Raw genomic sequence first — 11,099 nt, forward strand, 5'->3', positions numbered from 1 at the left:
TATTGAGTACTTCGAATTTACCCTCGCTATTAAGAACTTTTATTGCCCGATTTACAATATCATTATGATGCGTATCCATAAAAGTATTAATGATTAGACAATACTTCTCATCTAAAGCCTGTTTCCTGATACCATAAAAAGAAGTCATTCTAATTTTTATATTCCGGTCATTTGGACCTTTGATGTCTATGCAAAAAATACGGCCAATGGTAAACATATAACCTTTTAAAAATTTAACACCAAATCTAATTGCTTCAACTTCCCCTTTATTAAATCTAGCAGCTGTATCTGTGTCCCAATTGGTATCGTCAAATTCTATAAAATCAGAGTTTAACAGTAGTTTTCTTGACCTCTCTAGAATATTTGGCTTTATATCGAGTTCTAACATGGAGCATTATTTATAAACGAATTTAGATTTAATTCTTTAAAAAGAAGGAAGATATTCACCAACCAAATTTCCCCATTCCTGTTCCAGCGTCACATCCGGTCTTAAGCGGCCCGCCTTTCTATACCAATAATCCGCATTCCATACATCTCCCTCTTTACGGTGCAAATAAGCATGTACATGAGCTGAAACCAAATCACTGAGATGATCAATCAAATCATGTGCTTTTTTCCAGTCTCCCCTCCCATCATACCATAAAGCCTGAAGATGCAAAGGAAGCTCTAATGGTAGCTGACCAGTGATAATTGAATCGTTGAATTGAGTTAGAGTGATTATCATTTAAAGCATTTGCTACATATAACATGGAATTAAAGGTACCATAAACATCTAAACAATACAAAGTCTCCCTTATGGGATGACTTATCCAGACAGCCAAATTTGCCGTTTCAACTTTCCTTTTTGCCCATCTGCCTATTTCCCATTTCTCGGCAAGCAAACTCCTCGTAAATTCATAATGTAATTAATCCCTACAACTATGAATAATCTAAAAAACATCATTACAAGCTTACAAGTTACCTTTGCCATTGCAACCTTCATCACTCTGGCCGTAAAAATGAATCATCAGATCGAACTTATATCGTTCCTGATGCTGAGCACCTTTCTTTTTTTCACCTTTTACCTCATCAGCCTAGATAGAAAACCAGCGATAAACAAATACCTCTCCTCTCCCTCCCAACGTTCGGTAAAACTTTAAACCAAACAACTGACCTTCAACAAGAGTAAGTGTATGAACTACATATAAAATTACAACATCACTATCAGAACAAAATTCTTCCAGTGGACGAAATATCCCCTCCAACAAAATTTTATAATGCGCACAGCACCCTTTATAGAAAATTGTCCCAAAACAAACGAATCATTAACGAACAATAGTCTAAACAACAGAACTTTACATCACTAAAACCATCCCTGTTTAACCAGCTATAAGATACACCATGAGAATAAAAGCCTTTAACGCAATGCACCCCGATCCTGCCTGGTATAACAGCATAATGAGCGGGACTACAGAGCGGCAGCATTTTAGGCAAACACTAGAACCTGTACAAAATGATTCGGTATCATTTGACGCCTGCAAGGTTAACCTTAACACACTTAAAAATCTCGGTAAATACAGGCAGGAAGAAGCCTCAGGGATCTATATCTATGAAAAAGAAACTGCCTACGGATCGCAATTCGGGATATGGGTACTAACCAGTCTGGAAGATATGATCAGCGGCAATATTGTTACCCACGAACGTACACTGGAAGAAAGAGAAGATCGCTTAAAAGCCTACCGAAAGGGCTTGGGACTAGAAGGTAGCCCGATACTTCTCACCTATCGTAAACATTCAGCAGTGACCCAATTGATTGAAAAAGTTGCTGCCTTTCCGCCCATCATTACCCTGGTACAGGACCGCTGCAATCATAAAGTGTGGAAAATACGGTCACAGGAAACAATCCAGGAATTTACAAGCGCATTTCAGAACATCAAACAAGCCTATGTAGCCGATGGGCACCACCGTTTAGCAGTCGCAGCAGCAGAACACCACATTAGCCCGCAGTGGATCAGTACACTCTATGTGTCCAGCGGCCAAATTAGCTGCAGGGAATTCCACCGTATGGTATGTCCCGAGTCTCCATTGGACACCAATCTGTTACTGGAAAAGCTAAGTAAACAATTCTACATCTCAGAGGTACCCAACAATGTAGCTTATAAACCTTCAAGATCGCATCGGTTTGGTATGCAGCATAAAGGTAAATGGTATCAGCTCGACCTAAAACCAGAATACATCAACGAACTGCTGGACGTACAAATCCTCCAGGAAATGGTACTGAGTCCTTTGTTGGGCATTCATGACCCAACAACAGACCAACGTCTCCGTAATTTCCCAGCAAATAAATGGGAGGATCTGCTCAATGTACAGCAACAAGAGCCAGAGTCTGTTACCTTTACGCTGTTCCCTATGAGCGCAGAAGCACTCATCCAACAGGCAGAGAAACAACACGACTTACCTCCAAAAAGTACCTATATAGAACCCAAGGTACCATTTGGTTTACTGCTGTATCAAAACGATTTGACAGAAAAAATATTAGATAAAAGTCATGGATAACTGGATCAACATCGAAACTTTCAGAGAGATCTCTGCTGTTTTGCTTTTTATTGCGGTCGCAATGCTCATCTATCTCAGCAGAAAAGCAAAACGAAAACGCAAATCAAGAGATCAAAACGAAGATTCAATGTGGCTGTGAATCGAATCAACACTTTTCTCTACCGAGGAAAACACCTTTTCTAGTCCATCATTCCAGTAGGTGTCCTGCCAAATTTCCTCATAAAAGAATGCGAGAAATGAGAGAGACTTTCAAAGCCCAGGTCAAGGTAGATTGCAGATGGCTTCATTTTCTTACTCTCCATTACTGAAGCTCACTTATGCAAACGACGTAATGAAAGATCAATTGGAAGAAATCTGGCAAAATGGATTAAAAATACAGGATGACCGAAAAAACAATATACAAAGTTATCCAAAATGGAAATCCATTAAGGCAACAGTAACCCACGATCCCAATAACTTCGGAAAAGCCTATTTAGTACAGCGTATCGAATTTTCGATATAAAGCTATAATTACCATACGATTCAGTTCTAAAGTAGAAAAGGCTTTGAAATATATTCAAAGCCTTTATTTAATTATTTCCCTTCAAGGAGCTTTCCTAATTTCTCACTAAGTTCTTCTCCTCTCAAGCCTTTAGCCAGGATAACACCATCCGGGCTGATCAGAAAATTTTGAGGAACCGCCCTTGCATCATATTGCACAGCCACAGCATTTTTCAACCCTTTTAGATCGCTTACATGGATCCAAGGCAATCCATCGGTCTTAATAGCCTTTAACCATAGATCTTTCCTATCATCCAGCGAAACCGCAATAATCTCGAAGTTTTTAGCTTTAAACTTATGATAAGCCTTCACCAGGTTAGGATTTTCAGCACGACATGGGCCACACCAGCTGGCCCAGAAATCCAGCAAGACATACTTCCCTTTGAAGGAAGACAAAGAAACTGGCTTGCCATCCGTATCATTCTGAACAAAATCTATAGCTGCTTTACCCACATCAACTTTTTTTGCAGTCTTTAAACGATTGGCAAATACCTTGCCCATCACTGAATTTCTGATGCGGGAACTCAGGGTATTGAATAAAGGCTCAAACTGTAAAGGATCTATTACTGAGCCACTACCTTCACTAAGTAAATAGAGGCTCACATAGGAATCATGATATTTCTGGAAAAAATCTTCTCTTATTTGACTTATATCTGTATTAATAGCACGAAGCTGTGGAAACAGTTCTTCGCTGGCCTTATCGTTCTTCTCTTTAGAATATTGTATCATTCTTTGTGTAAGCGGCTTCATCTTATCCTCTAAAGGTTTTAACTGCCCATTTAACATCAAGAAATCTGCCTGCGCAGCACCGCCTGTAATCTTACCTTCTTTTATATTTTGACCCGTAAGGCTGAAATTACTATTTTCCAGCAAAAACTCCTGCTGATCGATTTCCTCAAACCGTTCCCAATCCCTTGGATCAATTTCCTTTCCCAACGCACTCATCACAAGTTTTGCCCTTACCACATCACCTACTTTACCCTCAAATAAAAAACTACCATTTTTAACAAAAGTAGAGTCTTTGTTGTTCTTCTCATCCGGCCAATCCCTATACATTAGGGTCACTTTTTCTCCTTCATGGTTTCCGGTGATTTTTCCTTTGATCAAAAATCCATGCTGCGCATTTGCAGAAAAGGCCAGCAGGCCAATTACTGCAGTAATTAGTGTCTTTAACATCTGTTTACAATTATTTATAAAAAATTTTGGGTGAGTTCTGTTTAGGGATTGTTTTGCATACCTGGATTTTCGTCCATTACTTTTTGCGGAAAACGCAATACATACCTTTCGGGTTTAAGTGTGAATATACTGAGCACGCTGCCTGTTTCAGAATATAAAGTATGGGTGAAGGTATTGTTGCTAAAAAGCGGATCAACAGAAAGCCTTCGCATGTCAAACCAACGGTAGCCAGTCACTGCAAATTCACGGATGCGCTCCTCAAAGATGAAATTAAGAAGCGGCAATTGCTGACCGGCAATGGCTGCAGGAACAGCTGAACTGGCTAAAGGCATTCTGTTTTTACGAAGAGTTTCTACGTCAGCTTTTGCTCCGGACAAATCATTGAGCCTGGCTTTGCACTCAGCCCTTAGTAAATATAAGTCTGGTATTACAACACCAAACTGAAGGCTGCTAGGTCCCATTTTCCGAAGTAAACCATTTGGATAATCAGGACCGAAAAAGGCAGTCTTAGAGTAGAAATTTAACCTTAAATCTGAAGCATCAAATAAGTCCGCCGTTTTTTTGGTGATGACCAGTTCATTTGTCGAAAATGACCAATAGGACTGCTTACCATACAAACTCTCCCGGATATTTGGAGCATATGGATAAGAAGGTCCAAACAGTCCAATGGGCAAAAACTCGCCGCCAGGACCAAAAGTCACATTATAATCATAGAAGCCTACAGGGATTGCAGAATTACTGAGGTCAGCTATAGCTGCATTCAGCAGGGACAAAGCTTCATTAGGTTTACCCATAAACAGATACACTTTACCGAGCAGACCTTCTGCAGCTGCTTTAGACATTCTTATCCGGTGCGTGGTTTTTGCCGGCAGGTTTGGAATAGCCTTAGTCAAGTCATCCACAATAAAATCATAAAATTCTTTTATACTGGCCCTGGTAAACTTAGTTTCCGTTACATCGGCCTGTTTCAAAATTGGAAACCCAGGGTCAGTAGCAGCAGTACTCGCTTGATAAGGCTTACCAAAATAGTTGATCAATAAAAAATTAGTCCATGCCCTTCCAGCCAAAGCCTCTGCCATGATGGAAAGTTTTTCTTGCTCAGTACCATCTGTCGCAGCAGAAACCTCATTGATGATCTTATTAAAGGTATAAATATTCTTCAGAGGAGTTTCCGTTTCTGAAGCGTTTTCAGTAGGTTCATAGATTACATTATCCCATCTAAAAAGCCGTTGTTTTTTTACAGTAGCACCGCTAAAATAAGGTTCTATGGCAGCTACTTCATCACCCATTGGCACCTGTGCACTGGCATCGATGTTCACCAGCTCCAGATTGCTAAGCAACAAATTATAATCTGATACCCTTTGCGCGATTAGTTTTCCTTTTGGCGATACCTCCAAAAAAGATTTTTTACAAGAGAACATTAGGCTGCATAACACAGCTGCTATAATTGCCCCGGTAAATTTGTATGTCGTTTTCATGTCCGTTTAAATTAAAATTTCACGTTTACTCCGAATGATATAGTGCCCTGATTAACCAGTACACTCCGGCTGCCGTCAATTGCGTCTATATATTCCGGATCAATACCGTCCTTATTGGCCCTCCACAGCATCAGGTTAGATAGCTGGACCCGAAAAGTAACCTGCTGCGCCTGCAGTTTTCTAACCAGCACAGCTGGTAAACTATAGGCCAGGGTAATATCCCTGAGTTTGATATAAGAAGCGCTGACCACATTAATATCTGAATAGGTATAATATTCCGTATCCCTGCGTGTATAGCTTAACGAAGAATTGGATACATAAGATGGAATATTAGTCAACAGTTCATCTCCAGGCTGCTTCCATCGATCAGCAAAATCAGCATGAAGATTACCCGTCGTAAAGCTGTTATAGTTGATATTGGAATGCGTTATTCTGTTCGTAAAAACCTGATTTACATCCTTCCTCATTACATGTCCCAGATTAAATATAGCATTGGCGCTTAACGTAAAGCTTTTATAACTAAATACGTTGGTCACACCACCGCTCCAAACCGGCTGATAAGTACCCATAAAACGAACATCTTCAACCTTACCCACATTGGGCGTTTTGGTTACTGATCCGTCTGCCAGTTGAATTTGTGGATCGCCCAGTTGATCCAGTCCGGCAAATCTGTAGGCAAATAAGGCAAATGCAGGAAAACCTTCCACATACTGCTGCTTAACCCGGGCTTTGGTCGTGGTAACCGGCGCGTCAACATTCAATTTGTTGATGATATTTCTGTTGTAAGCAATATTGAAGATCGTATTCCATTTAAAACTTTCCTTACGGATATTAAGGGTATTCAAACTCAGCTCTATACCCTTATTTTCCAGATCACCAAGATTACCTATAATATTTGCGTAGCCAGTAAATGTATTGGTGGGCACAATACCCAGCAGGTTGTCCGTTTTTTTCTGATACAGGTCCACAGAGCCACTTACACGATTATTTAACACTATAAAATCGATCCCTAAGTTGATATTTCTGGTACTTTCCCAAGTTAGCTTTGTATTAGATGGTGTAGCAATATGCGCTCCTGTTCCCCCAGGTAAAAACCCGCTTTGATCTGCTGTTAAAATATCATGAGAAGCAGCCGTTCCCGGATCTGGAGAATTACCGGTTAAACCATAAGTAGCTCTAAGTGCCAGATTGTCCAGCCATGACGCATTAGCCATGAAACCTTCCGAACTGGCGATCCATTTTCCACCTAAACTCCACACCGGTTTGTTCTGCGCCGATTTATCTAAGCCAAAGAGATTACTCTTATCTATACGAAAACTTGCGTTGAGTGCATATCTTCGATTATAGGTATAAGCCAGATTGGCATAATAGGAGGTAAAACGGGTTAGCCGTTCAGTCTGGTTGAACATATCATTTCCTAAAAGACTTACACCCGAATTATTCTGCATAACCGGATTTTCCACACCATTTACACCAAGTGTTGCATAGTCAACAGCACCAAAAGTTTGCAGCAGCTCATTATATCCCCTTACCGTACTTCCATTACTCGTTTGCAGTAGTTCTTGTGCCTCCTGCCCCAGCAGCACACTCAGCTGATGTTGATCCGCATTCCAGCCTTTATTATAACTCAACTGATTCCTGATGGTCCAATTTTGCTGGTTCAGATTGGTCACGCTATATCTTCCTCCATTATTTGGCAGGTAATAAATAGGCGTAGAATTGGTACTTGGCGCCACCGTAAACTGAACCAGCTCGCTCCTCACCAGATAACTTTTGGTATCATCATAAACTTCTCGCTTACCACTCCCCTTAATATAACCATAGGTACCTTCAAACTTTAAACCCTCCAACAGTTTAACATTCAGTCCCAGGATATTGCGGCTCAGCAAATTATTTTCTTTGGTATAACCGTAATTAAATTCATCTAAAGGGTTATAGTTCAAATCAATCCGGCTCCGGTTTTGAAAATCTGCTCTCACCTCTTCACTCAATTCTCCCATATAAGGAATAGAAATGTTATTACCTGCTCCGTCTCTAAACATCTGATACGGATAAAAATTGTTGTTGACCTGGATATTCCGCTTGGCACTGGATATGCCATTATTAAGATCAGTAATCAAATTAAGCTGGATAAACTTGCCTATGGAGAAATCCTGTCTGAGGTTAATTTTATAAGCATTGTTTCTTTCACCTGGACGGTTGCTAGTAGTACTGGTATAAGCTCCTGAGCCGTAAAAAGAGTAAGCACTACCTCCTGAAGAAAAGGATATGGTATGGTTCATTAAAGACGCATTCCTGTACCACAAGTCTTTAATCTGCTGCCGGTTGTCCATGTTGGCCAAACTATCTAAGCTTGCTTTGGCCTGAGTCGCAGTAACAAGGCCCCTCGATAAGTTGTACTGAATCATTTCATGCGGTGCGACACCTGTCCCCCCAGTTTGGGTGAAAGCCGCGGTACTGGCCCAGGGATAAATCACAGGGTCAAAAACCTCAGTAGCTGCCTGAATAAATTGCCGGCTGTTTAGTGTTTTAAAATAATTCAAGTCAGGTTTGCCCTGAAAATTAATGAACGCATCATAACTGATGCGTAACTTTTCATCTTTTCCAGCTCTTTTAGTAGAAATAACAACTACACCATTGGAAGCCCTTGCACCCCATATGGATGCAGCTGTTGCATCTTTAAGTACTGTAATATCCGCAACATCCTGCGGATTAATAGTAGAGATATCATCCATTGGAATCCCGTCGACAACAAACAATGGATTCCGGTTGGTACCCCCAAAATTACCGGAATCACCCCTCACCCCTATTGTGGAAAGCCCACGTATCAAAAACGGGTTCTGACTGGCATTTGGCGCATTATTAACAGTTAAACCCGCAATCAAGCCATCCAAACGCTGCAGAATATTCATACTGCCTGTACGGTTCTCAATAATGGTCATATCCGGCTTGGCGAAAGATCCCGCAGACCTTTCCTTAGACAAAGTCTGATAACCGGTATTTACCGTCACCTGTACCTCATCCAGTTCCGATGCGTCAACCGCCAATTGAATATCGGGGTTCAACCTCAGCTCCTTTGCCGAAATCTCCCTTAGCCGGTAACCAATAAAACTGATTTGAATAATCGCATTTTCATTTACATTGTTCAGTAAAAATTCACCTTTCTCGTTAGTTGCAACTACCTTGTTGCTTCCTTTTACTCTCACAGAAGCACCATACAACGGCTTAGCTCTTTCATCCAACACTCTACCTTTAAAATCCATATTCTGAATCATGTTCCTGATCACTTGTCTGCTCTTATCCAAAAAGGAGCTCTGTTTTTTACTAATCATGACTGCCTTATCCTGAATTACATAACTAAAGGGCTGGTCTTCAAAAAGCTTAGCTAAAACCAGATTGACATCTTCATTTTTTACTTCTATGCTTACCGGCGAAGCCGTATTCAGCAACTCAATATCCACCAGAAAATTAAAGCCACATTGCTTGTTGATCTTTTGAAAAACGCTGAATAAACTTACCCCTTTTTCCTGGAGCGTTATTTTCTGGGCAAATGTTGCTGCACTGACCTGGACTAGAAAAACAGTCATAAGCACAATTAAGATTTTCATAATCCTCAGAAATTGTATGACACAGGCATTTTGCCTACACCATAATCTTGTGTAAATTTTATACATTTGGTTGTTGGTTTTTTAGTTGATTGTTTAAAGCAGCATCTAAGTAAACTGAACATTGATCAGAGGTGTCTCCAGCACTTCTGATCTTCATTTTACCCGATTCTTATGTCAATAGGATGATGATAGATTAAACGTAGAACTTATTCCATAACAAATACCTTCCTTCCTTCTATTCTAAAACTCACTTTACCAGAAATTTCGATAAGACACAATACAGTCGATAATTTGGTATCTCTTTTTATGATACCAGTCATCACCATTTTCGGTTTTTTGCCCACATATACAATTTCAATATCATACCAATAAGCCAGTTTATATAAAATGGATTCCAGCTTCTCTTCTTTAAAAAAGAAATTACCATTTTTCCAGGCTGTTGCAGCTTCAACATCCACGGGTAAGATCCTTAAGAATTGTTTAGTAGCAAGAGCTTGCTCACCTGGTTTTAAAACCACTTTTTTAGCGGGGTCCTGCAACGGTGTTATTTGTACAGATCCTTCCAATAAAGTGGTTCTGACACCAGCTTCATAGGCATAAGTATTTACGTTAAAATGCGTTCCCAGTACTTCAATTTCCTGGCCACTGCTTTCTACAACAAAAGGATGCGATTTATCTTTTGCAATTTCGAAATAAGCCTCGCCGTCCAGTTTTACCCTACGTTTCCCCTGTCCTGTACTCAGATTTGCGGCATACGTTAAACTTGACGCGGCATTTAACCACACCAAAGAGCCATCTGGCAGACTCAGCCTGTAAGTTTCTCCTTTAGCCGTAGAGAGTGTATTGATCCGATTTCCCACATCTCCAGCACCGTGATTTTGCTTCAGCACCTCATAAATCAATTGCCCGTCAGCCGATTTTCGGATAGCAATTCCAGCCTCCTTAGCCAATTCCCCATTCCCTGTACTGTTTAATTTAATCCGTGTACCATTTGCCAAAGTTAAAGTCGCCCCCAGCTTCCCCGGACTTATATCACGTTTAGCAGTCAACACCTCATATTCAACCTTTTTCTGGCCAATAAAAAAAAGGCCGGCACCAATAACCAGCAAAACAGCTGCAGCCGCGGCCACCCTTAACCATAAGCCTCTCCAGGAACTAAGATTAGCCTCCCCCAGTTCCAATCTATCTTTAAGCACCGCCCACATCTCAGTATCCACTTCATTCAATAACTCCTCTGTATGTAAAGGTTTGTCCTTTTCGTTCCAGTGCAGATATCTGCTTTCAAGCATCGCGCGCTCCTGCTCAGTCGCCTCTCCATTCCCATATCTTGTTAAAAGTTCCCGAAATTCTTCTTCCTTCATCATCTGCGTAAATATTGCTTATAATGGTAAGACGACCTTCTATGATAAATCGGGGGGTGAAAAATATTAATTAATAATAATCAACTGTTTTACAATCGATTATTTATCATTGAAGCCAGTATTAAAATTAGTCCTATTCGTGGTTTAAGGATCTTCATGGCTTTTTTCATGTAGTCGGCAGCAGTTGATTCTGTAATATTTAACCGCCTCGCTACCTCCTTGTTCGACAGATTCTCCAATCGGCGAAGCTCAAACACCTCACGCATCCGCGGTGGCAATGCTTCAATTTCCGCAGCGATCAATGCGGCAAACTGCCTTTCCCTGATCAGGTGGTCAGCGTATTCCTCTCTATTGACTTCAGGAGCAAAAAAAGACTCCATATAACCGCTAATCACTTTCTT

Annotated in this window: 10 protein-coding genes; 3 read left to right on the forward strand and 7 right to left on the reverse strand. The window is 40.6% G+C overall.

Annotated features, from left to right (window positions below; all coding sequences use genetic code 11):
• Positions 1-388 (reverse strand): hypothetical protein (locus tag VNZ46_RS18480; RefSeq protein ID WP_325561502.1); only part of this gene is annotated, 388 nt, incomplete at its 3' end.
• A gap of 36 nt (positions 389-424) precedes the next feature.
• The gene (locus VNZ46_RS18485) at positions 425-724 is read right to left on the reverse strand and encodes a hypothetical protein (protein WP_325561503.1); all 300 of its coding nucleotides are present in this window, start codon (positions 722-724) and stop codon (positions 425-427) included.
• Positions 725-920: 196 nt separating this feature from the next.
• Between VNZ46_RS18485 and VNZ46_RS18490 the strand changes: the two genes are divergently transcribed.
• The 3 genes from VNZ46_RS18490 to VNZ46_RS18500 all read left to right on the forward strand — a co-directional run bounded on the left by VNZ46_RS18490 (position 921) and on the right by VNZ46_RS18500 (position 3,037).
• Positions 921-1,139: a hypothetical protein gene (locus VNZ46_RS18490; RefSeq protein ID WP_325561504.1), complete on the forward strand. Its 219-nt coding sequence runs from the start codon at positions 921-923 to the stop codon at positions 1,137-1,139.
• Between the two features lie 241 nt (positions 1,140-1,380).
• Positions 1,381-2,535 (forward strand): DUF1015 domain-containing protein, encoded by a 1,155-nt coding sequence (locus VNZ46_RS18495; RefSeq protein WP_325561505.1) that lies wholly within the window; start codon positions 1,381-1,383, stop codon positions 2,533-2,535.
• Between the two features lie 277 nt (positions 2,536-2,812).
• The gene (locus VNZ46_RS18500) at positions 2,813-3,037 is read left to right on the forward strand and encodes a hypothetical protein (RefSeq protein WP_325561506.1); all 225 of its coding nucleotides are present in this window, start codon (positions 2,813-2,815) and stop codon (positions 3,035-3,037) included.
• 71 nt (positions 3,038-3,108) lie between these two features.
• Here the strand turns inward: VNZ46_RS18500 and VNZ46_RS18505 are convergent, their stop codons facing one another.
• The 5 genes from VNZ46_RS18505 to VNZ46_RS18525 all read right to left on the reverse strand — a co-directional run.
• A complete protein-coding gene (locus tag VNZ46_RS18505; RefSeq protein ID WP_325561507.1) occupies positions 3,109-4,251 on the reverse strand; it encodes a TlpA disulfide reductase family protein in 1,143 nt (380 codons plus the stop codon).
• A gap of 41 nt (positions 4,252-4,292) precedes the next feature.
• Complete coding sequence (locus tag VNZ46_RS18510) at positions 4,293-5,729, reverse strand: RagB/SusD family nutrient uptake outer membrane protein (protein ID WP_325561508.1); 1,437 nt, start codon at positions 5,727-5,729, stop codon at positions 4,293-4,295.
• An 11-nt stretch (positions 5,730-5,740) separates the two neighbouring features.
• Positions 5,741-9,337, reverse strand: coding sequence for a SusC/RagA family TonB-linked outer membrane protein (locus VNZ46_RS18515; protein WP_325561509.1), 3,597 nt, complete (start codon positions 9,335-9,337; stop codon positions 5,741-5,743).
• Between the two features lie 206 nt (positions 9,338-9,543).
• Complete coding sequence (locus VNZ46_RS18520; protein ID WP_325561510.1) at positions 9,544-10,701, reverse strand: FecR family protein; 1,158 nt, start codon at positions 10,699-10,701, stop codon at positions 9,544-9,546.
• Between the two features lie 86 nt (positions 10,702-10,787).
• The coding region (locus tag VNZ46_RS18525; RefSeq protein ID WP_325561511.1) for a sigma-70 family RNA polymerase sigma factor at positions 10,788-11,099 on the reverse strand (312 nt) is incomplete at its 5' end.

Source organism: Pedobacter sp., assembly GCF_035566355.1.
In the GTDB taxonomy this organism is placed as follows: domain Bacteria; phylum Bacteroidota; class Bacteroidia; order Sphingobacteriales; family Sphingobacteriaceae; genus Pedobacter.

Bases quoted from the DNA above. Each gene is read 5' to 3' on its own strand.
- VNZ46_RS18515 (WP_325561509.1), bottom strand. From the start codon at position 9,337: ATGAAAATCTTAATTGTGCTTATGACTGTTTTTCTAGTCCAGGTCAGT.
- VNZ46_RS18500 (WP_325561506.1), top strand. From the start codon at position 2,813: ATGGCTTCATTTTCTTACTCTCCATTACTGAAGCTCACTTATGCAAAC.
- VNZ46_RS18520 (WP_325561510.1), bottom strand. From the start codon at position 10,701: ATGATGAAGGAAGAAGAATTTCGGGAACTTTTAACAAGATATGGGAAT.
- VNZ46_RS18490 (WP_325561504.1), top strand. From the start codon at position 921: ATGAATAATCTAAAAAACATCATTACAAGCTTACAAGTTACCTTTGCC.
- VNZ46_RS18505 (WP_325561507.1), bottom strand. From the start codon at position 4,251: ATGTTAAAGACACTAATTACTGCAGTAATTGGCCTGCTGGCCTTTTCT.
- VNZ46_RS18485 (WP_325561503.1), bottom strand. From the start codon at position 724: ATGATAATCACTCTAACTCAATTCAACGATTCAATTATCACTGGTCAG.
- VNZ46_RS18495 (WP_325561505.1), top strand. From the start codon at position 1,381: ATGAGAATAAAAGCCTTTAACGCAATGCACCCCGATCCTGCCTGGTAT.
- VNZ46_RS18510 (WP_325561508.1), bottom strand. From the start codon at position 5,729: ATGAAAACGACATACAAATTTACCGGGGCAATTATAGCAGCTGTGTTA.